General features: G+C 61.6%; 15 protein-coding genes. 5 read left to right on the forward strand and 10 right to left on the reverse strand.

The features are described from left to right. Positions 1–25: 25 nt before the first annotated feature. From AB4N33_RS04245 to AB4N33_RS04260, 4 genes are all read left to right on the forward strand, one after another. Complete coding sequence (locus tag AB4N33_RS04245; RefSeq protein ID WP_476456525.1) at positions 26–2,914, forward strand: hypothetical protein; 2,889 nt, start codon at positions 26–28, stop codon at positions 2,912–2,914. Positions 2,915–2,985: 71 nt separating this feature from the next. Then, a complete protein-coding gene (locus AB4N33_RS04250) occupies positions 2,986–3,465 on the forward strand; it encodes a hypothetical protein (protein ID WP_476456526.1) in 480 nt (159 codons plus the stop codon). A gap of 92 nt (positions 3,466–3,557) precedes the next feature. Further along, entirely contained in the window at positions 3,558–7,400 is a 3,843-nt protein-coding gene (locus tag AB4N33_RS04255; RefSeq protein WP_476456527.1) for an RHS repeat domain-containing protein, read from the forward strand. Further along, positions 7,400–8,269: an RHS repeat-associated core domain-containing protein gene (locus tag AB4N33_RS04260; RefSeq protein ID WP_476456528.1), complete on the forward strand. Its 870-nt coding sequence runs from the start codon at positions 7,400–7,402 to the stop codon at positions 8,267–8,269. The genes AB4N33_RS04255 and AB4N33_RS04260 overlap by 1 nt, the downstream gene beginning before the upstream one ends. 127 nt (positions 8,270–8,396) lie before the next feature. Here the strand turns inward: AB4N33_RS04260 and AB4N33_RS04265 are convergent, their stop codons facing one another. Next, the gene (locus AB4N33_RS04265) at positions 8,397–8,609 is read right to left on the reverse strand and encodes a LuxR family transcriptional regulator (RefSeq protein WP_476456529.1); all 213 of its coding nucleotides are present in this window, start codon (positions 8,607–8,609) and stop codon (positions 8,397–8,399) included. Positions 8,610–9,009: 400 nt separating this feature from the next. Between AB4N33_RS04265 and AB4N33_RS04270 the strand changes: the two genes are divergently transcribed. Continuing rightward, positions 9,010–10,197, forward strand: a complete 1,188-nt coding sequence (locus AB4N33_RS04270; protein WP_476456530.1) for a pyridoxal phosphate-dependent aminotransferase — start codon at positions 9,010–9,012, stop codon at positions 10,195–10,197. A gap of 124 nt (positions 10,198–10,321) precedes the next feature. Here the strand turns inward: AB4N33_RS04270 and AB4N33_RS04275 are convergent, their stop codons facing one another. The 9 genes from AB4N33_RS04275 to AB4N33_RS04315 all read right to left on the reverse strand — a co-directional run bounded on the left by AB4N33_RS04275 (position 10,322) and on the right by AB4N33_RS04315 (position 21,204). Next, positions 10,322–11,299: a 2-hydroxyacid dehydrogenase gene (locus AB4N33_RS04275; RefSeq protein ID WP_476456531.1), complete on the reverse strand. Its 978-nt coding sequence runs from the start codon at positions 11,297–11,299 to the stop codon at positions 10,322–10,324. Between the two features lie 19 nt (positions 11,300–11,318). Beyond that, positions 11,319–12,611: an MFS transporter gene (locus AB4N33_RS04280; RefSeq protein WP_476456532.1), complete on the reverse strand. Its 1,293-nt coding sequence runs from the start codon at positions 12,609–12,611 to the stop codon at positions 11,319–11,321. Positions 12,612–12,685: 74 nt separating this feature from the next. Continuing rightward, a complete protein-coding gene (locus AB4N33_RS04285) occupies positions 12,686–13,693 on the reverse strand; it encodes a sugar kinase (RefSeq protein ID WP_476456533.1) in 1,008 nt (335 codons plus the stop codon). After that, positions 13,686–14,468: a sugar phosphate isomerase/epimerase family protein gene (locus tag AB4N33_RS04290; RefSeq protein ID WP_476456534.1), complete on the reverse strand. Its 783-nt coding sequence runs from the start codon at positions 14,466–14,468 to the stop codon at positions 13,686–13,688. The genes AB4N33_RS04285 and AB4N33_RS04290 overlap by 8 nt, the downstream gene beginning before the upstream one ends. Positions 14,469–14,549: 81 nt before the next feature. Beyond that, a complete protein-coding gene (locus AB4N33_RS04295) occupies positions 14,550–15,575 on the reverse strand; it encodes a LacI family DNA-binding transcriptional regulator (RefSeq protein ID WP_476456535.1) in 1,026 nt (341 codons plus the stop codon). Between the two features lie 140 nt (positions 15,576–15,715). Further along, positions 15,716–16,324 (reverse strand): LysE family translocator, encoded by a 609-nt coding sequence (locus tag AB4N33_RS04300; protein WP_476456536.1) that lies wholly within the window; start codon positions 16,322–16,324, stop codon positions 15,716–15,718. Positions 16,325–16,375: 51 nt separating this feature from the next. Continuing rightward, entirely contained in the window at positions 16,376–17,215 is an 840-nt protein-coding gene (locus AB4N33_RS04305; protein WP_476456537.1) for an AraC family ligand binding domain-containing protein, read from the reverse strand. A 77-nt stretch (positions 17,216–17,292) separates the two neighbouring features. After that, positions 17,293–17,934 (reverse strand): DUF1345 domain-containing protein, encoded by a 642-nt coding sequence (locus tag AB4N33_RS04310; protein ID WP_460123433.1) that lies wholly within the window; start codon positions 17,932–17,934, stop codon positions 17,293–17,295. 174 nt (positions 17,935–18,108) lie between these two features. Continuing rightward, on the reverse strand, positions 18,109–21,204 hold the full coding sequence (locus AB4N33_RS04315; protein WP_476456538.1) for a multidrug efflux RND transporter permease subunit: 3,096 nt from the start codon (positions 21,202–21,204) through the stop codon (positions 18,109–18,111). Positions 21,205–21,209: the final 5 nt, after the last annotated feature.

Consider the following 21,209-nt stretch of genomic DNA (forward strand, 5'->3'; position numbering starts at 1 on the left):
TTCAATCAAGGCAGAGGGTACGATCATGGCTGCAAACTCATTGACTGAGCTGCTGGAAATCATGAAAACCGGTCCGAAAACCCAGGGCTGGGCGGCCATTGCGGTGTTCAATCGTGGCCGTATCAATCAGTTGCTCGAGCAGCAATACACCAACCGATTCGGTTCGATGGACTTCCTGCCGTTGTTCAGTGGGGAGATCAAGCGGGCAGCCGGTCAAAACGACGTCGTGCGGCTGAAGGATGTTGCCTTCGGGGCACCCAGGCTGTCATTTGCCAACGCATCGCTACGGGACGGCAAGGCGGTGCTGACCATGGATTTCCTGTCCGGGCGTTGTGTCACCACGCGCCAGGAACCTGGTCGCGGCACAGTGTTGCTCTCCGATGTCAGCATCCTGCAAAGTCAGGGCTCAACCATTGAAGTGGAGGTCGACCTCACCTCTTTGCAGGGGGCGGTCGACCGGCAGGGCAAGGTGACCGTCAACCTGTCCGCAGGAGGCGACGTGCTGTGCAACCTGGTGGGCGTCGATGCGCCGACCAACACGCTGTTGGGCGATTTGTTCAAGCAGCAGTTCTACGACCTGCCGGCCAATCGCAGCGCGTTTCACATCAGCATGGTGGACTTCAAGGGCTACAAGCAACTGACGCCCAAGTCGTTTCGCATCGTGACCCAACCGGCCCCTGGGGCGACCGTACGCGGTGCCAAAAACTACGGCGACGGCAATGTCGTGTTGTTGGCCAGCGTCCTGGGGCAAACCACGCCCGGCAAGTTCCCCCTCGATGCGGACTTCCCATTTTTCATTCCCAGTGATGCGAACGCCAATGGCGATCTCCTGTACCCCGCAGTATTGATCCTGGCGGAGTCGTTGATCGGGCGTATGGAAGGCAACGAAATGGAGTTGCTCACCAACCTGTTGTTTCCCGAAGGCAATCGTTTTCAGGAAATTGCGCGGCACAGGCCTCGGGATCTGGCCGTATTCGGCCAGGTCAGGGCCACGCCCGAGTCGATTGCCCTGAGCCCTGCGTTCAGTACGATCAAGGCAGGTGCCAGCCAGCAGTTCACCCTGACCAACGGTAACGGCCAGGTGGTCCAGGCCAGCAACTGGACGGCCGTCAGCCTCGCCAGCCATTCGCCGGAAAGACATGGCAAAGTGACCGCAGGCACCTACACCGCCCCGGTGCGTGCGCTGGTCGGGCACGACCGGCTGCACGTGGTGGTGACCGCCGAGTATGTCGATGGCGGCGTCACCCGCACCGCCTCAGCACTGGTGGACGTGTTGTTCGACAGCATGACGACCTCGCCGCAACTGACCACGGTGTCGGCGTTCGACGGGCAACCGGTCGCGCTCCAGGCCTTGACGCTGGATGCGGTCCCCGTCACCTGGAAACTGCTCACCCCTGAATACGGCACGTTGAAACAGACCGACAGCCAGGCGCTGTTCACGGTCGACGCCCGTGGCAAGAACAAAAGCCTGCTCGTGCAGCAGGCACAGGCAACGGGCAGCGAGTCAGGCCAGGCCGCCATCCTGATCGTCAATGGCCAGCAACAGGTACGCATGGAACCGTCCTACGTGCCCAGGCTTAAGGCGTCCGAAGTGGTCCAGCTTAAGGACGACATCACCCTGTTGCCCGGGCAGCGCCGACGCTGGAAGGTGATTGCCGGCGGCGGCACGGTCGACGCCGACGGGCGCTATACAGCCCCTGCGCAGGGCGCCACGGGCAGCGTCGTGGTGCAGTGCGAGATCGTGCTCAACGGCGTGGTGTTTTCCAGCGGTTACAGCGTCATCCTGCTTTCGCAGATGGATGACGAACCCCACTGGGAAGACCTCGACCTGTTCATCATCGAGCTGCCGGGCGGGCTCGAGAGCAACCGGATGGGCAGCGTGTTCAACAACGGTCATCAGCAGCTGCGAGCGGTGATTACGGTACAGACCACCCCGAACAATAACGTGCAGTACCCGTTGAATGCCTATGAGCAGGCGAGCATGCGCCTGGTGGACGATTCCTCGAAACAGAACGTCGAACCCCTGCCGGACTCGCTCGAAGGCATGCCTGACGATGACCCTCAACTGTGGCGCACGCGCAACATCCCCAACCGTTTCGAACTGGCTCCGCCGCGCGGTGCCGGGTCGGCTCTCCCGGACGATGTTCCGCAGGCCGCCGACACCATGTTTCGCTACATCCACACCCGGCAGCGGGCCAACTTGACGGGCACGTTTTTCGCCAAGTTCCAGGCCGAGTTCAGCCGCGAATGGTTTGACTCGACCCAGGCTTCTCAACCCAACTCCAGGATTCATGTCACGCCAAACCCGCAACCCACTTATATCGACGACGATTACAAAGTTTCGCGAACCCGGGTTGATGGTGGGTCGGGAGGGCCGGGCCCAGGCGAAAATGAGGACGATGAATTTGACTTTCATCCCATTACCGAAGACTACTGGAAGTTTGAATACGTCGGCCGGCTGAACATGCCCGGGACAGCCTTCGAAACGCTGGAATTCCTGCTGGTAAACGGGCTCACCAATACCTCGATGGTTCGGTGGGAGTCTGAACAACTTTACGAGACATATTGCAGTTGGACTGGCTGGTACTTCGAAGAACCGAGTCAGGGGTCAACGAGAAAAATAAAATTTGATGAGGTCACCAAGAATGTCATTGAAGGGCTCAGTCTTGATATCGATGTCAAGAATGTCTTCGAAGTAGGCAAGTTGCTCATCACGTTGCATCGTGACAAGAGGGTTAACTATGTGCGGCCCACCAATCCAGAACGAATTAAGTTGTCACGTCCGTTGGTCCTGAAATTGGTGGATAAACGCGGTAATCCACACTTCATGCAAATCGATTTTTTGCCGCCAAGTATTGTGGGGCACCGCAATAGGCTGGTGCGCACGCTCTATACGCCGCCCACGACAGAGTGATGTAGAACATAACTGGAAATAAACAAATACCGTTGCAATTGCCAGTGTCGATTGATTTCAAGGAGTTTGAAATGAAAGCTTCAATAGCGGTTTTCTGCGGGTTTATGTGTGTCTGTACCTTCGCAGTAGCAGAGCAGCAGCCCACTGAAAAGCAAGCAACAGGTTCGATCGCTTTTTCAGAAAAAGGAAGCGAGGGTGGTAAAACCTGCAGCGTGCCGTTCATAACCCAGCCGGCTGTAGATTTTACGAGCGATAAATATGGGTGTGTCAATGATGAGTACAGTTATTTCAGGCTAAATGACGTGCCATCAGCGGGTGAATTTCAACTGAGTTCGGAAAAGTGTAGTGGGGGCGAGGCATGGTGGTTCTGGCTGGATACATACATTAATCCTATTAGCACGGATTGGATTTATATCGGCGATCTTGCCACCTTTCAGAATGGCGATATTGTCAGAAGAGGCATTACACTGGACTCCAAGAAAACGAATACAACTGTCCCGTTCAAGGGTAAGTTGAGTTGCGTCAGAATTATTCGTTCACCCGTGCCGTAACGACCCGCTTGTCTACAGGTTTTTAATTTGACTTACTAAATGACGGGCAGCGGTTCAACCGACGCGGCCTGCCATTACCCGAGGCCGTCACAATGACCATTAAAACTTCCGTGCACTCCGGTGCCTTTGCTTTCATGAGTTTCATCCAGGGCGGTGTCGACCCGCGCACCGGGCAGTTCACCCAGACCCTGACCCTGCCCGACGTCAAGACCAACGACCTGAACGGCCCCGGCTTGCCCCTGGCCCTGAGCTACAACCCGCTCAATACCGAGGACAGCGGTTGGGGGTTGGGCTGGAACCTGCGGCTGTCGCAATACACGCTCGCCGACCAGGTGGTGTCGCTCAGCAGTGGTGAAACTTTCAAGGTCACCCACCGGGCGGCCATGGAAATGAAGATGGAGGAGAAGAAACTCGACAGTTTTCACCTCTTCGAAATCGACAGTACGCACTTTCGCCTGGTGCACAACACGGGCTTGGTCGAAATTCTCGAAGTCATGGGCAGCGCGCAGCGTCGAGTGGCCATGCCTGTAGAAATCTATGGGCCGGACGGGCGCAAGGTGACACTGGAATATCGCCAGTTCAATGCACTGCACCCGATGCTGACCGCGATCAAGGACGATGCCGGCAACCTGTTGCTGTCGGTCGAGCGCACCGATTTTCAGGTCGAAATCCAGTTGCTACCGGTATCTGCCCCTGACGGCGGGCCGGTGGCAACGTTCCTGATGAAGCTGATCGGTGCCGACCGGCGTGTCGAACAAATCATATTGCCGACCGAGGAGCTTGCCTCTTGGCGCTTCGTCTACCTGCTCAAGGATGATTATCTGGTGGTCACGTCGATGGAAACCCCCACGGGCGGCCGCGAGGAGTTTATCTATGGAGACGCGGGTCATCAGTTTCCGGCCAGCAGCACGCGCAAGCCACTGCCCAGGGTCACCCGGCATCGCAGCTATCCCGGTTTTGGCCAACCCGAAATCGATACGCGCTACACCTACTCGGCGAACCTGCATAATTTTTTAGGCTATGGCCTGGCGTTTCCCTGGACCGAGGACGGCCGCGACAACCTCTACAAGCACGTCGGCGTCTACGCCTACGGCAGCACTGAAACCCTGCACGTCAACAACCAACCGGTGCGCAGCATCGAGCGCGAGTTCAACCAGTTTCACCTGTTGACCAAGGAAATCACCACACAGAACGACAACATGCACACCGTGGAGACGGTCTACTTCCTGACCCCTGGCGCATCATTCCAGGCGCAGCCCAATTATTGCCAGTTGCCCAAGGACACCCACACCCGCTGGTCGTTGCTCAGCAACCCGAGCAGGATCCGCAGCGAAACCGTCAGCTACACCTATGACAAAGACGGTAACGTGCTGACCCAACTGCAGGCCAACGGTGTGAAGGAAACCAGCACCTGGCTGGCCGCCACTGAAGACCCACTTGGCTTCGTTCGCCACCTCAACGACAAGACCATCACCCCGGCAGCTTCGCCCAACGGCCAGGCGCCGACCCTGCGCACGCGTTACACCTACACCACACTGAAACCGGTGGCGGGCGCGCCGATATCCGACTGGATGATGGTCGAAAGCGAAGTGCTGGAACAGATGAATGGGGCCACACCCACCGAACTGGAACGCACCGACTACCAGATGTTCGACGACCCAGGTGATCGCTTCCTGCACGGCCGGATCAAGACGCAAACGGTGACGATGAACGGCAAGGCGACCAGCACTGCCTACGCCTACCAGAAACTCAACGGCCCGGAGCTCAACGAAAGCGTGCTGCAAACCCGGGAAACCCTCACCGGGTTTGACCATGGCCTGGGCGGCAGGAACGTGCAGAAGGTCACCATCCTTGAACATTCGCTACTCAACGGTGAGCCTTTGCTCAACCGCGATGACACCAACGTCGAGATCCGCTACGCCTACGATTCGCTGCGTCGCGTGACCCGCGAAACCGTGGCGCCGGGCACCGCGTTCGAAGCCTCGCGCAACTATGAGTATGCGCTGTGTGCCAACACCGGCGATCAGGCCGAGCAGACCATGATCGACGTCAAGGGCGTGCACACCGTCACCCGTTTCGACGGGCTCAATCGTGCGATCTATGAGCAGCGCGACGATGCCGACAACCCCGTGCCGGGCAGCCCGCCCAGGCAGATCTACGAGGCGTTATACGACCCGTTCGACCGCTTGCAGCAAGAGAGCGAGTTCGACTGGCTGGGCGCGCAATCGCTCAAGCTGAGCACGCAGTACGAGTATGACGATTGGGGCGAGGAGCGCGTAGTGATCGGCCCTGATGGCGTACGCACCATCGAGGAGAACGACCCGATCGGCACCAGTGCTTCGGCTGGCCCCATCCAGCGCAGCTGGCGTGAAAGCAGCGACACGACGCCAGTGATTGGCGGTGTGACCGAAACCTGGTTCAACCTGTTTGAAAAACCGGTGCGTATCGAGCGCTTCGACAACGCGGGCCAGCGGGTCAGCCTGACGCAGACCCTGTACGACGGCCTGGGGCGTACCCACAAGGAGTCGGTCGGATTTGGCTCGATGATTCGCGATACGCTTTACGCTTATGACGCCTTTGATCGCCTGATCAGCAACACGTTGCCGGACAACGCCGTGGTCAAGCGTGAGTTTGCCGCCCACAGCCGCGAGGACCTGCCGGTGCTGATCTCGGTTGACACGACCGTCCTGGGCGAACAGGAATTCGACGGCCTGGACCGACGGATCAAGACGATCACCGGCGGACGTGTGCAGACCTACGAGTACGATCCGGGGGAAACCGAGCCGAAAACCGTCACCACGCCCGACAATAAGGTCATCGAATACCGTTACGAGACGCGACTGGGTCAGGACCCTGTCTTTCGCCGGATGCCCAGCCCCCGCAACATCGGCGTGTTCAGCGAATCGAGCTACGACTACGACACGGAAAACGCCCGTCTGCTGGCCTGCAAGGAGCAGGACATTGCCCTGGAGCGCGATTACTTCAGCACCGGCGAGCCGAAGAGCGAAAAACGCACGGTGGCCGGCAACGAGTACACCATGCATTACCGTTACAGCCGACTCGGGCGCCTGGAGGCGTACACCGATGTGCTGGGGCAGACGCAGAGCTATCGCTACGACAGCGCCGGGCGCCTGGAGTACACCGAGCTGGGCACCACCAGCTCGCAGTTCGCCTACGACAGCTTTGGCCGCAACGACAGCATCACCACCCGCGACAGCGCCGGCAACCAGAGCGTCGGCATGACCCTGGACTACGATGAATTCGACCGGGAAACCCTGCGCACCTTCGACCTCGATGGCACACTCCAGACGATGCACCAGCAGTACAACGACGTCGATGGCCTGGCGCAACGCACACTGGCCGAAGGGGCCAACGTGCTGCGTGACGAAACCTATGGTTATGACCTGCGTGGACGCCTGACCAGCTACACCTGCACGGGCAGCGAGTTACTCGTGGACCCTTATGGCAAATCCATCACGGGGCAGACGTTCAACTTCAACGCGCTGGACAACCTGACCCTGGTGTTGACCAATTTTGCCGGTGGGACCAATCGGGCGATCTATGCCTATGACAACCCGGACAAGACGCAACTGACCAAGGTCACCAACAATCACGTGGACTACCCGAAAGAGATTGTCCTGGCCTACAACAACGATGGGCACCTGACCCAGGATGAAGCCCTGCGCACGCTCGATTATGACGCCCTCGGCCGCCTGATCAAAGTCAGTGAACCCGCTGGCGGAGCGTCGCGAAGCCACGCCTACGACCCCTTGGACAAGCTTGCCAGCATGAGCGACGGCACGGCCCAGGCGCAGCGTTTCTACAGCGATGGAAAACTGGCCAACCAACTGGAGGGTGCCAACAGCAGCACCTTCATGCGCGGTGATGAAAGCATGCTCGCCGAGCTGCGGGTCGGTGCCGACCCAAAGTCCTGATGCTGGCCACCGACCAGAAGCAGACCGTTCTCGCGGGTGTGAGCGAAACGGCGCAGGTGGCCAGCGTTTATTCGGCTTATGGGTATCGCGAGGAGGAATCGGCGACCCATGGACTTATCGGGTTCAACGGCGAGGTTCGGGAGGAGGGCAGCAGTTGGTATCTGCTGGGCAATGGTCATCGGGTGTATAACCCGACGCTGATGAAGTTCCATAGCCCGGACGATTACGGGCCCTATGGCGAGGCGGGGTTCAACCTGTATGCGTATTGCCTGGGGGATCCGGTGAATTATGTTGATCCTACGGGGAATGTGGCGTGGTTAGCGATTCCGAGAGCCATTTGGGGTGGGCTGAAGTCTTTGTTCGGTCTCGGCAAGAGCGCTTCGAAGGGGGGCAGGACTTTCCGTGGTACTGGCGCACGGTCGGGAGGCGTTACTGTTACACGTCGCACACCGCCGAGTAATTCGAATGCTACGGTTACCGGCAACCGTCAGGTTCCCGCGTCCCCTGATGTTACTTTTGAGATGAAGGAAGCTTACAGACGTTTCGGCTTTGAGTACCGAAACATCCCTAAGAGAACGGTCGAAAATCATGCGGGCGTGAGCAGCGAGCTACCTGCAAGACCGCGATCAGTGGTGGGTCCGAGTAAAGGGCAACCCGCCGATGCGAAATCCGGAGCGAATGTCGTGGTGAAGAAAAAAGCTCCCCGCAAACCCATGACGAGGGCTGAGCAAATAGATAGGGAGAATAAAGCGCGTGAGTTGAATGCTGCGCGCAGGGAAGCGGACAAGTTACGGAAAGAAACCGATGGTTTTGAAGGTTTAAAAGGACGGAAAAGTGGGAAAAAAGGCTTCAACCTGTTACTCAGCTGAGCTTGTGTTTGGTTGCCACGCTTCAAGCGTTTGCCGTGTTTATTCCAGAAGTCTTACGGAATAAACACGGCATTTTTCGGATCGCCAATCTAGTTGCTTACGACGCATGGTTAGGCAGGAGAGAAACTTACGGCAACTCGATCAACCCCAACTCCAACGCCTTGACCACCGCACAACCCCGGGAATTCACGCCGAATTTGCGGCGGATGTTGGAAAAGTGATAGTTCACCCCGGCTTCGCTGCAGTTGCAGATCCTGCCGATTTCCCAGGACGACTTGCCCGCCGCACTCCACTGCAGCATTTCGCGCTCGCGCTTGGTCAGGTTGATCGCCGTGGCCATGTCAGGCGCACGGGTGTGATAGGAGGACTGGGCAGGTGTTGAGGGGTATGAGTCTGAATGGACACGGTACATGGCGGAGGGCTCCCAACTTTCTTCATGATTGCGGGCAACGCAACTGCCTCCCGCCCGGCAGGGCAGGTACGCGCGACGCTTTTTCGGAATCCTGTGCAGACAGGTTCGGTTTCTTTATATCCCGAATGGAAATGGATGGAACCTGTCACAAATTACAGGTGGCTTGGGCCTCGTGTGTAAGTCGCTGAAAACCCGGTTTTTTGCCCTTGAAAAAAAATGACCGCCCGTGATTTTTTACGTCAGCTCGCCGATTTCCCGTGGCGCACTGGCGGGTTTACAGATTTCAGATAGGGTTGAGCCAAGGAGCAATCGCGCCCAAGGAGACCCCATGCGCTACTCAGCCCTGACCCAACGTATTGCCGGCGACGGCGCGGCGGCCTGGCGGATCCATGATCGCGCGCTGGCGTTGCGCGAGCAGGGCGTGGACGTGCTGTTGCTGTCGATTGGCGACCCGGATTTCGACACGCCCGCGCCCATCGTTCACGCCGCCATCGACAGCCTGCTGGCAGGCGATACGCATTACCCGCCGGTGCGTGGCACTCAAGGGTTGCGCAACACCATTGCCCGTCGTCACCGCCTGCGCAGCGGCCAGGAGGTCAGTGCCGAACAGGTTGTCGTCATGCCCGGCGCCCAGTGTGCGGTGTATTCGGTGGCGCAGTGTGTGCTGGACCCTGGCGACGAAGTGATCGTCGCCGAACCCATGTACGTGACCTACGAAGGGGTGTTCGGCGCGATTGGCGCGACGGTGCGGCCGGTGGCGGTGCGCCCGGAAAACGGCTTTCGGGTCGATCCGACCGAAGTCGCGGCGCTGATCACCCCGAAAACCCGTGCCCTGTTGCTTAACAGCCCCAACAACCCCTCCGGCGCCAGTTTGCCGTTGCTGGTCTGGCAGGAGCTGGCCGCTCTGTGCGTGCGCCATGACCTGTGGCTGATCAGTGACGAGGTCTACAGCGACCTGCTGTATGAAGGCGAACACATCAGCCCGGCGAGCCTGCCGGGCATGGCCGAGCGCACGGCGACCATCAACAGCCTGTCCAAATCCCACGCCATGAGCGGTTGGCGGGTAGGGTGGGTGATCGGGCCCAAACGCCTGGCCGATCATCTGGAGCATTTGTCGTTGTGCATGCTGTTCGGCATTCCCGAGTTCATCCAGAACGCGGCGCAACGGGCACTGATTCAGGACTTGCCGGAAGTGGCGCTGATGCGGGAAGAGTATCGCCAGCGCCGTGACCTGGTGTGCGCCCACCTCAATGCCTGCCCGGGGCTGCGGGCCGTCCGCCCAGACGGCGGCATGTTCGTGATGGTGGATGTGCGGCAAACCGGGCTCACCGCCCAGCACTTCGCCGAGCGGTTGCTGGAGGGTTATGGCGTATCGGTGCTGGCCGGCGAAGCCTTCGGGCCGAGCGCGGCAGGCCATATCCGCCTGGGCCTGGTGGTGGGACAGGCGCAACTGGCCGATGCCTGTCGGCGGATCGCGCTGTGTGCCGCCGACATGCTGGAGGCGAGGCGGGCCTGAGGTTTCAGGGTGTGTGTGCGGGCCTCATCGCGGGCAAGCCCGCTCCTACAGGTCTTGTGAACGCCGCAGGCCACTGTGGGAGCGGGCTTGCCCGCGATAGTGCCCGCACAATCACCACAAGCAATCAGCCCCGCCAAGCCCCCCCATTCACCAGGTTCCTCGGCCGCTCCCCCGCCAGCGCGGCCAGCAAGTTGTCCACCGCACACGCCGCCATCGCCTCCCGGGTCTCGTGGGTGGCCGAGCCGATGTGCGGCGTCGCCACCACATTGTCCAACTGCAACAACGGCGAGTCCGGCTCCAGCGGCTCGCGCTCGAACACGTCCAGCCCTGCCGCACGAATCTGCCCCGAACGCAGCGCCTCGATCATCGCCGCTTCGTCCACCACCTTGCCTCGGGAAATGTTGATGAAGATGGTCTGGGGGCGCATCAACGCAAATTGCTCGGCACCGATCAGCCCCTCGGTCTCGGCGGTCAACGGCAGGGTCAGGCAGACAAAATCCGCCTCCTGCAACAGCTGCGGCAGGCTGCGGTATTGCGCATCGAAGCGCTGTTCCACCGCCGGCTTGGGCGAGTGACTGTGGTAGATCACCGGCATGCCAAAGCCGAAATGCCCGCGTTGCGCGACGGCCTCGCCAATGCGCCCCATGCCGATGATGCCCAGCGTCTTGCCGTGCACATCGCTGCCGAACTGCGCCGGGCCGATGTTGCGTTGCCAGCCGCCGTTGCGCACCAGGTTCGCCAGTTCCACCACGCGCCGGGCGCTGGCCAGAATCAAGGCGAAGCCGGTGTCGGCGGTGGTTTCGGTGAGCACGTCCGGCGTATTGCTGAGCAGGATGCGCCGCTCGGTCAGGTAGTCGATGTCGTAGTTGTCGACGCCCACCGACACGCTGGCGATGGCTTGCAGGTGGGGCGCCAGGTCGAGCAGTTGGGCGTCGAGTTTCAGGCTGGCGCCGAGCAGCCCGTGGGCACGGGGCAGGGCGGCGCGCAGTTGCGCCAGGCCGTCGGCGTCGAGCTTGTCGATCAGGGTGACGTCGGTCTGCGCATGCAGGCGAGCCATCAGCATCGGCGAGAGTTTCTTGTACAGCACAACCTGCTTTTTCATCGTCGGTGTCTCTATCAAATCAAGGGTGGGCTGGGCGGCTCAAGGTCACCGTGGGACGCTCCCGGTCGCTGGCACCAGGCTTGAGGGCAAGGGTCAGCAGCACCGATACCATCAAGGCGCCGCTCATCAACAGGTACGACGCGCCGGGTGAGCCAGTGGCGCTGTTCAGGTAGCCGACCAGGTACGAGCCGCCAAATGAACCCAGCGCGCCCATGCTGTTGATCAGGGCCATGGCGCCACCGGCGACGTTGGCCGGGAGGATTTCCGGGATGATCGCGAAGAACGGCCCATAGGGGGCGTACATGCACGCGCCGGCAATCACCAGCAGGGTGTAGGACCACCAGAAATGTTCGGCGCCCAGCGCGTAGGAACCGTAGAAGGCAATCGAGGCAATCAGCAGCGGCGGCCAGACGAAACGTTTGCGTTTTTGCAGTTTGTCCGAGCCCCAGGACACCAGCAGCATGCCGATCACCGCCGCCAGGTACGGCAGCGCCGACAGCCAGCCGGCCTCGACCATATCCATCTGCGCGCCGGCCTTGAGGATCGACGGCAGCCACAGCACGAAGCCGTAGACACCGATGCTCCAGCAGAAAAATTGCAGGGCCAGGAGGATCACTTTCGGCGAGCGGAAGGCCTCGGCGTAGTTCTTCACGGCCTTGATGCCCACTTGTTCCGCCGCGAGGGCGCTCTCCAGGTCGTGCTTTTCCTGGTCGTTGAGCCATTTGGCCTGGGACGGACGATCATCGGCCAGTCGCCACCAGATAAATGCCCAGAGCACCGCCGGCAGGCCTTCGATGATGAGCATCCAGCGCCAGCTGTAATGCTGCACCAGGTAGCCCGAGACCACCGACATCCACAGCATGGTCACCGGGTTGCCGAGGATCAGGAAGGTGTTGGCCCGCGAGCGTTCGGCCCGGGTGAACCAGTGGCACAGGTAGATCAGCATCGCCGGCATCACCGCCGCTTCGACCACGCCAAGCATGAAGCGGATGACGATCAGCCAGTAGGCGTTGGAGACGATGCCGGTCAGGGTGGCCAGGCTGCCCCAGAGGATCAGGCTGACGAAGATCAGTTTCTTCACGCTGTGTTTCTGCGCGTAGATCGCCCCCGGCACCTGGAAGAAAAAGTAGCCGAGGAAAAACAGGGCGCCGAGCATCGACGACAGGCCAGGCGTGATCATCAGGTCGGCCGCCATGCCGGAGGCGGCGGCAAAGCCGTAGTTGGCGCGGTCCAGGTACGCCAGGCTGTAGGTGATGAACACGATGGGCATGATGTACCACCAGCGGCGGGTGGCGAGGGTAGCGGTTTTCATCAGTGGTGCTCCTGAGCTTGTTGTTTTTGTCGCAGCAGGTAACGGTTTCAAAATCTTCGGTGACTGGGCGGGCCTCATCGCGGGCAAGCCCGCTCCCACAGTGGAATGCGTTGCCCTGTAGGAGCGGGCTTGCCCGCGATGGCGGCCTCGAACTCAACAGACATCTCCAGCCGAGTGGGCAACCCCTCCATATCCCCCCGGCTCTGCACCGCCCGGCTGCCAATCCAGTTGGCGCGCTTCACGGCGTCGGCGAAGCTGTGGTTTTCCAGCAGGGCGCTGATCATGCCGACGGCAAAACCATCGCCGGCGCCGACGGTGTCGACCACGGTGGGTACTGGCACGCCGGCGACAAAGCCCTGATCCATGTGCGTGCGGTAATAAGCACCATGGGGCCCGAGCTTGATCGCCACCGCTTCAGCGCCCTGGTCGAGGTAAAACGCGGCGATGTCGGCCGGGTCCTCGAAACCGGTCAGCAGGCGACCCTCGCTCAGCCCCGGCAAGACCCAGTGGGCGAGGGCGGCGAGGCGGTTGATTTCGGTGATCATCTGTTGTTCGCTGGCCCACAGGCTGGGGCGCAGGTTGGGGTCGAAAGACACGCTGCGCCCGGCCTCGCGCATGCGCGTCATCAGCTCGAACGACATCTGCCGCGCACTGTCCGACAGCGCCGGCACAATGCCGGTGGCGTGCAGGTGCCGTGCGCCGAGCAACTCGGCAACGATCGACTGCGGTGCCAGAAAACTGGCCGCCGAACCACGGCGGAAGTACTCGACCCGTGGATCGTCGCCGTCGTCGGTGCGCGACTTGAGCTGGAAACCGGTCGGGTGGTCGCTGTCGACGGCGACGTGGCGGCAATCCAGGCCTTCCTTCTGCAACGTGTCGACCACGAATCGACCGAGGGAATCCCGACCAACCCGGCTCAGCCACGCCACCTTGAAGCCCAATCGCGACAGACCGATGGCGACGTTGCTGTCCGCCCCGGCGATGCGTTTGTGAAAATGATCGACGCTGGCCAGGTCACCGTTGTGATCGGCGACGAACATGGCCATGGTTTCGCCAAACGAAAGGATATCGATCTCAGACATGGGCGTGCTCCAGGCGGGTTTGTCCCAGGCTGCTCAGGGCGGTGACGTGAGCACGGGTGAGCTGCACCAGGTCTTCGCCTTGCAACGGATATTCGACGGCCCGCATCACGCCTTGGGCCATGTGCCGCAGCAGTTGTTCCCACAGATGCAGGTCGCTCGCGGCGGGCGGCATGGCCACCAGCTTGCCATCCGCGCGGCGGGAAACGGCCTTGCAGTGCACGTAGCCGACATGGCGCCCGAGCAGGCGTGCGGCGCTGCTGGCGGACTGGTCCTGCCAATGCCAGTTGCCGATGTCGAAGGTCATTTTCACGGGCACCTGGTGTTGCTCGACCGCTGCGAAAAAACGCTGGAACGGTTCAATGCGCCCGCCGTGCAGGGTCTGGTCGTTTTCAACCAGCAACTGCACCGGGCTGGTGGCCAGGAGGCGGGCGAGGGCGGACAGGTCGTTGTTGTCGTTGAAATAGCCCAGCGACACTTTCAGCCATTTGGCGCCAAAGGCCTGGGCGCGTTGCAGGGCGGTCACCAGTTCTGGGTTGGGCCTGGACTGACCGGCCAGCCACAGTTCCATGGGCGAGGAATAGAGGCTTTCCAGGCCCTTTGCCTGGGTGGCGGTCGCCAGTTGCTGCGGGTCTTCGGTGGTCAGCAATTCTTCCCGCCACTCGATGCGGCTGGCTCCGGCGGCCGCCAGGATTTCGATGAAACTGCCCTGGCCGCGTTGACGCACGAGGTCGGCGCCGTAACTGGACAGGCTGATGGCAACGGGTGGTTTGTGCATTGTTTTTGTACCTCTGAAACCGGTTTCATTTTTGTTCAAAAAAAGGGTGTGGAGTCTTGAGGGCCCTATCGCGAGCAGGCCTCACCGCAAATTTCCCAGCGTCGACCCTCTAACCATCAACCGCGCCGAAAAATCCAGGGTCTTCACCGGCCCAACATCCCCGCGCAAGCGCTTGAGCAGACACTCAAACGCACTCGCGCCAATCTGTTCCGTCGGTTGCGCCAGCGCCGTAATCCCGCTGCCCACCAGCGGATACCAATCCAGGTCATCGAGGGCTATCAGGCCAACATCGGCAAACAGGTCGCACTGCAAATCCCGCAGCGCCTGGGAACTGGCCAGTGCCGCCACACCGTTGGCGCAGAACAGCGCTTTCGGGCCGGGACCGGGGTTGTCGAGGAAGTTTTTCAGTTGAGCAGTCAAGTCGCTGCCGGTCTCGACCAGCGTGCCACGCAGCGCCGTGCGCCTGGCGATGCCGCTCTTGAAACTGCTGACTCGCTCGATCCGCGAGCTGGTGCCGTCGTAGGGTTCGGTCACCAGCAGCACATCGCGGTAGCCGCGTTCTTCAAGATGACTGAGGGCGAGTTCGACGGCGGCGGGGTTATCCAGCCCGACCAGGTCGCTGTCCAGGTGCTCGACCTTGCGGTCCACCAGCACCATGGGCATTTCCCGGTGCAGTTCGTGCAACTGGTCGCGGTGGTGGCCGAGGGTGTTCACGATCAGGCCTTCGATGTTGTACGAACGCAGTAGCGCCAGGTGCTGGCGTTCCTGTTCGTCATCGCGGTCGGTGTTGCACACCACCAGGCTGTAGCCATGTTGGCGGCAAGCGGTCTCCACGCCATGCATCACGGCAATCGAGTAGGGGTTGCGGATGTCGGCCACCAGCATGCCGATCAGGCGGGTACGCCCGCGTTTCAGCCCCCGCGCCATCTGGTTCGGCCGGTAGCCGAGTTCGGCAATCGCCTGCTCGATGCGCTGGGCCGTGGCTTCGGAGAGCAGGGCACGGTCGTCACCGATGAAGCGCGAGACGCTGGCCTTGGACACCTTGGCGTATTCGGCGACGTCGAGCATGGTGACGCGGCTGCGTTGGGCGGCGGAAAAGTCGTTCACGGGCTGAAACCTTGTTATTGGATTTATAGTGTTTCAGTGCGGTGTGAGGTTGCACTGAAACCGGTTTCATAAAACGCCAGAATTGGATGAGTCGTCAACCCCGAGAGGAAAATTGTCTGACAAGGATCGACGAGCGGGGCTCACGCCAACATGCTCAGCCAGGCCGACCCCAGCAGCAACAAGGCCATGCAGCGATTGAAACGTTGCACCGCGCCGGGCGAACGCAACCAGCGCACCGACCCCGCCCCCAGCAGCGCCCACACCCCGAGGCAGGGGAGGGAAATGAGGAAAAACGCCAGCGACAGCACCAGCACATGGCTCAGGCGTTCATCCCCCGCACCGGCAAACACGCTGACCACCGCCAACGCCATCATCCAGGTTTTCGGATTGATCAGTTGCAGGCTCGCCGCGCCGACCAGCCCCAGCCGGCCCTTGGGGTCCTGGGCATCCAGCGCCTGCGCGGGAGCACTGAAGATCTGCCAGGCCAGGTAGCTCAACCAGGCGACGCCGATCCATTGCATGACGGTTTGCACGCCCGGCAGGGCGGTCAATGTCGAGCCGGCGCCGGTGCCGACCAGCAGCACGATGGTCGCAGCACTGGCGCAGGCACCCAGGATGATCGGCAGTGCTGCGCCCAGACCATAACGAGCGCTGTTGCTCAGCACCAGAATGTTGGTGGGACCCGGAGTGATCGAGGCCACGAAGGCGAACAACAGGAAAGGCAGGAACGTCGGAAAGGAAGCGAACATCGCGGGCAACTCCGGTGAAGATCATGAACCCGATCTTCACAAGCCCACGGTTCAGCTGTCTGGAAGATTTGAGCAGCGCTTGCGGTACAGCGCCGGCGTCAGGCCATAGGCGCGCACGAACCAGCGACCCAGGTGGCTCTGGTCGGCAAAGCCCAGGGCCATCGCCACCGTCGCCGGATGCTCGCCATGGGCCAACATGCGCCGGGCGCTGGCCAGGCGCAGTTGCACCAGATAGGCGTGGGGAGCGATGCCAAAGGCGGCCTTGAACGCACGGGTCAGGCGAAAGCGATCGACACCGGTGGCGAGGGCCAGTTGGTCGAGTCCGATGTCTTCGTGGGCATGGGCGTGCAGGTACTCACGCGCTTTGTGCGCCACCTGCGGCAGGCGCGGGTCGTCGCCGTAGCGGGCGCGCCAGTGCAGGTGCGTGGTGAGGCGTTCGAGCAAGCCATCGAGGGCCGTCTGGCGCACGATCTTGAGTTCGCCATGGTGCAGGGTTTCAAAGGCCAGCGCAGTGGCCCGGGCCAGCGTCGCATCGGTGGTCAGCGTGTGGGCGAAACCCAGCTCGCCGTGGTCCGGGGCCTTGTCGAACAGCGTACTGATCTCGCGGGTCAGCCACTGCGGATCGAGGTAAAGCATGCGGTAGGTGAAACCATCTTCCGTTGGCGCCTCGCCGTCGTGGATGTCACCGGGTTCGAGCATGAACACCTTGCCAGGCGTGCTCTGGTGCCTGGCCCTTCGACAATTGAACTGCTGCACCCCTTGCTCGGTCACGCCCACCAGGTAGCTGTCGTGCCAATGCGGATCGTAGGCGTGCCCCTCGAAATGCGCGCGCAGCGTCTCGATACCGGTGTCGGCATCCTGGGCCAGGTCGATCCAGTTGTGAGTCGTCATGCTGCACCTGTGGGGCGGATTGCCGGGTTATTTAACCGTAGCGACGCGCGTGATGCCTAGAACGTTTGTGCAGCGGTTCAGTTGAACAGTCCGGCAGCGATGTTGATCGAAAACCCGAGTATCGCCGTGTTGAACAGAAAACCGATCAGCGATTGCGCCAGCACGATCTTGCGCAACTCGCGCGTGGCCACGCCGACATCGGAGGTCTGTACCGCTACGCTGATGGTGAAGGAGAAGTACAGGAAGTCCCAGTAGTTGGGGGTGGTCAGGCCCTCGGCGAAACGCAGGGCGGGGCCTTTGCCGGTGCAGGTGTAGAACAGGCGGGCGTAATGCACGCTGAAGATTACGCCGATCAGCAACCATGAACCGATGACGGTCAGCGCGGTAAAACCGTAATGCAGCAGCCTTGGGGCGGTGGCCAGCTCCTTGCTGCCGGCCAGTTCGAAGGCGATGGTCGCCAGGCTGGCGATGGCGGCGATGCACACCAGCAACAGCACCAGCCCGGCGTTCTCGTCTTCGACCTCGGCGATGCGCTTGACGTCCGGTGCCCTGGCGCGGGTGGCGAGCCAGAACATCAAGACCAGATAGGTCCAGACCCCGGCGTTCCAGCCAATGAGGACTTTGCTGATGATCGAATCGACCGGCGCCAGAATGCCCACTGCCACGGCGAAGGTGGCAGCGGCGGACAGGCGAGGGTGGGTGCGGGCGAGGAAGGGCATGGAGGCTCGGGGGTGGGGGAGGTGTGGATACCTTAGCACCCCAGATCAATGAGGTGCTCTGCTCTCTGTGGGAGCGGGCTTGCCCGCGATGGCGGCGGACCGGTCGCCATTGATGCTGGATGTGCCGGCCTCATCGCGGGCAAGCCCGCACCCACAGGTCATTGAGGCTCTGGGTTAGCTTTGTTTACGACCCCGCACCAACTTCATCACCACCACAAAAAACACCGGCACGAACACCACCGCCAGGGTCGCGGTGATCATGCCGCCGATCACCCCGGTCCCGATGGCCTGCTGGCTGGCCGAGCTGGCGCCGGTGGCGATGGCCAGTGGCACCACACCGAGGATGAACGCCAGCGAGGTCATGACGATCGGGCGCAGGCGCAGGCGTGCCGCTTGCAGGGTCGCGTCGATCAGGTCATGGCCATCGTCGTACAGGCTCTTGGCGAACTCGATGATCAGGATCGCGTTCTTCGCCGACAGGCCGATGATGGTGATCAGCCCGACCTTGAAGAACACATCGTTGGGCATGCCGCGCAAGGTCACCGCCAGTACCGCGCCGAGGACGCCGAGCGGCACCACCAGCAGCACCGAGGTCGGAATCGACCAGCTCTCGTACAAGGCCGCCAGGCACAGGAACACGATCAGCAGCGACAACCCGAGCAGGATCGGTGCCTGGCTGCCGGACAACCGTTCCTGCAACGACAGCCCGGTCCATTCCTGACCGAGCCCCGTCGGCCCCAGTGCGACCAGCCGCTCGATTTCCGCCATGGCTTCACCCGTGCTGTGCCCCGGTTTGGGTTCACCGGAAATGGCAATGGCCGGGTAGCCGTTATAGCGGGTCAGTTGCGCCGGGCCCTGGGTCCATCTGGCCTGGACAAAGGACGCCAGCGGGACCATTTTGCCCTCGGTGTTGCGCACATGCATTTTCAGCAGGTCATCCACCTGGCTGCGTTGATCGCCCTCGGCCTGGACCACCACCCGCTGCATCCGCCCCAGGTTGGGGAAGTCGTTGATGTAGGCTGAGCCGACGGCCGTGGACAGCACGTTGCCGACATCGGCAAAGGACACGCCCAGGGCATTGGCCTGCTTACGGTCAACGATCAACTGCACCTGCGGCGCTTCGGCCAGGGCGCTTTCGCGTACATTCATCAGGACCGGGCTTTTCTCGGCGGCCGCCAGCAACTCAGTGCGCGCCTGCATCAACGTCGCATAGCCGAGGCCGCCACGGTCTTGCAGGCGGAACTCGAAACCGCTGGAGGTGCCCAGGCCGTCCACCGGAGGCGGCAGGACGGCGAACGCCATGGCGTCCTTGATCCCGCTCAGTGCGATGTTGGCGCGGTCGGCAATCGAACTGGCGGCATCGTCGCGGCCGCGTTCCGACCAGTCCTTGAGCGTGGTAAAGGCCAGCGCGGCATTCTGTCCGCTGCCGGAAAAGCTGAAGCCCAGGATCACCGTGCTGTCACCGACGCCGGGTTCGCCGGCGTTGTGCGCCTCGATCTGCTCCACCACCTGCACCGTGCGGTTCTGGCTCGCGCCGGGTGGCAGTTGGATGTCGGTGATGGTGTAGCCCTGGTCTTCGGTTGGGAGGAAGGACGATGGCAGGCGACTGAAGCACAGGCCCAGGCCCACCAGCAGCACGGCGTAGATCAACAGGTAACGGCCGCTGCGTTTCAGCGCATGACCGACCCAGCCCTGATAACGCTCGGTCAGTTGCTCGAAGCGACGGTTGAACCAACCGAAGAACCCGCCCTTGGCGTGATGCTCGCCCTTGGCAATCGGCTTGAGCAAAGTTGCGCACAGCGCCGGTGTCAGGGTCAGGGCCAGGAACGCCGAGAACAGGATCGAGGTGGCCATGGACAACGAGAACTGGCGGTAAATCACCCCGACCGAACCCTGCATGAACGCCATCGGAATGAACACCGCCACCAAGACCAGGGTGATGCCGATGATTGCGCCGGTGATCTGCTGCATCGCCTTGCGCGTGGCGTCCTTGGGCGACAGGCCTTCGCTGACCATGATCCGCTCGACGTTCTCCACCACGACAATGGCGTCGTCCACCAGGATGCCGATGGCCAGCACCATCCCGAACATGGTCAGCACGTTGATCGAGTACCCCAGCGCCAGCATGGTGGCAAAGGTGCCCATCAACGCCACCGGCACCACAAGTGTCGGGATCAGCGTATAGCGGATGTTCTGCAGGAACAGGAACATCACGGCGAACACCAGCACCATTGCTTCGAGCAGGGTGTACACCACCTTGGTGATCGAAACCTTGACGAAAGGCGAGGTGTCGTACGGGATCTTGTATTCGACGTTGGCCGGGAAGTAACGCGACAGCTCGTCCATCTTCGCCCGTACGAGGGTCGCGGTGCTCAGGGCGTTGGCGCCGGGTGATAACTGCACGCCGACGGCGGTGGAGGGCTTGCCGTTCAGGCGGGTGCCGAACTGGTAATCCTGGCTGCCGATCTCCACCCGTGCAACGTCGCCGATGCGCACCGTGGAGCCGTCGGGGTTGGCCTTGAGCACGATGTCAGCGAATTCTTCCGGGGTGGACAGTTGGCCCTTGACCAGGATGGTCGCGGTGATCTCCTGGGTGGTGCGGGTCGGCAGGTCGCCGATGCTGCCGGCCGAGACCTGGGCGTTCTGCGCGACGATGGCGGTGTTGACGTCCGCCGGAGTCAGGTTGAAACCGATCAGTTTCTTCGGGTCGATCCAGATGCGCATGGCCCGTTCGGAACCATAGAGCTGCGCTTTGCCCACACCGTCCAGACGCTTGATTTCGTTCATCACGTTGCGCGCCAGGTAGTCGCTGAGCGCCACGTCGTCGAGTTTGCCGTCGGTGGAGGTGAGGGTGATCAGCAACAGGAAACCGGCGGACACTTTTTCCACCTGCAAGCCTTGCTGATTGACCGCTTGGGGCAGGCGCGACTCGACCACTTTCAGGCGGTTTTGCACATCGACCTGGGCCAGCTCCGGGTTGGTGCCGGGCTGGAAGGTCGCCTTGATCGTGGCGCTGCCGAGGCTGCTCTGGGACTCGAAATACAGCAGGTGGTCAGCACCGTTGAGTTCTTCCTCGATCAGGCTGACCACGCTTTCGTCCACGGTCTGCGCGGAGGCACCCGGGTACACGGCGTAGATTTCGACCTGTGGCGGTGCGACATCGGGGTACTGCGCCACGGGCAATTGCGGAATGGCCAGGGCGCCGGCCAGCAGGATGAACAGGGCAACCACCCAGGCGAACACCGGGCGATCGATAAAGAACTGCGGCATACAAA

The sequence above is a fragment of the Pseudomonas sp. S1_E05 genome, from assembly GCF_056337105.1.

Bases quoted from the DNA above. Each gene is read 5' to 3' on its own strand.
- AB4N33_RS04245 (WP_476456525.1), top strand. From the start codon at position 26: ATGGCTGCAAACTCATTGACTGAGCTGCTGGAAATCATGAAAACCGGT.
- AB4N33_RS04250 (WP_476456526.1), top strand. From the start codon at position 2,986: ATGAAAGCTTCAATAGCGGTTTTCTGCGGGTTTATGTGTGTCTGTACC.
- AB4N33_RS04255 (WP_476456527.1), top strand. From the start codon at position 3,558: ATGACCATTAAAACTTCCGTGCACTCCGGTGCCTTTGCTTTCATGAGT.
- AB4N33_RS04260 (WP_476456528.1), top strand. From the start codon at position 7,400: ATGCTGGCCACCGACCAGAAGCAGACCGTTCTCGCGGGTGTGAGCGAA.
- AB4N33_RS04265 (WP_476456529.1), bottom strand. From the start codon at position 8,609: ATGGCCACGGCGATCAACCTGACCAAGCGCGAGCGCGAAATGCTGCAG.
- AB4N33_RS04270 (WP_476456530.1), top strand. From the start codon at position 9,010: ATGCGCTACTCAGCCCTGACCCAACGTATTGCCGGCGACGGCGCGGCG.
- AB4N33_RS04275 (WP_476456531.1), bottom strand. From the start codon at position 11,299: ATGAAAAAGCAGGTTGTGCTGTACAAGAAACTCTCGCCGATGCTGATG.
- AB4N33_RS04280 (WP_476456532.1), bottom strand. From the start codon at position 12,611: ATGAAAACCGCTACCCTCGCCACCCGCCGCTGGTGGTACATCATGCCC.
- AB4N33_RS04285 (WP_476456533.1), bottom strand. From the start codon at position 13,693: ATGTCTGAGATCGATATCCTTTCGTTTGGCGAAACCATGGCCATGTTC.
- AB4N33_RS04290 (WP_476456534.1), bottom strand. From the start codon at position 14,468: ATGCACAAACCACCCGTTGCCATCAGCCTGTCCAGTTACGGCGCCGAC.
- AB4N33_RS04300 (WP_476456536.1), bottom strand. From the start codon at position 16,324: ATGTTCGCTTCCTTTCCGACGTTCCTGCCTTTCCTGTTGTTCGCCTTC.
- AB4N33_RS04305 (WP_476456537.1), bottom strand. From the start codon at position 17,215: ATGACGACTCACAACTGGATCGACCTGGCCCAGGATGCCGACACCGGT.
- AB4N33_RS04310 (WP_460123433.1), bottom strand. From the start codon at position 17,934: ATGCCCTTCCTCGCCCGCACCCACCCTCGCCTGTCCGCCGCTGCCACC.
- AB4N33_RS04315 (WP_476456538.1), bottom strand. From the start codon at position 21,204: ATGCCGCAGTTCTTTATCGATCGCCCGGTGTTCGCCTGGGTGGTTGCC.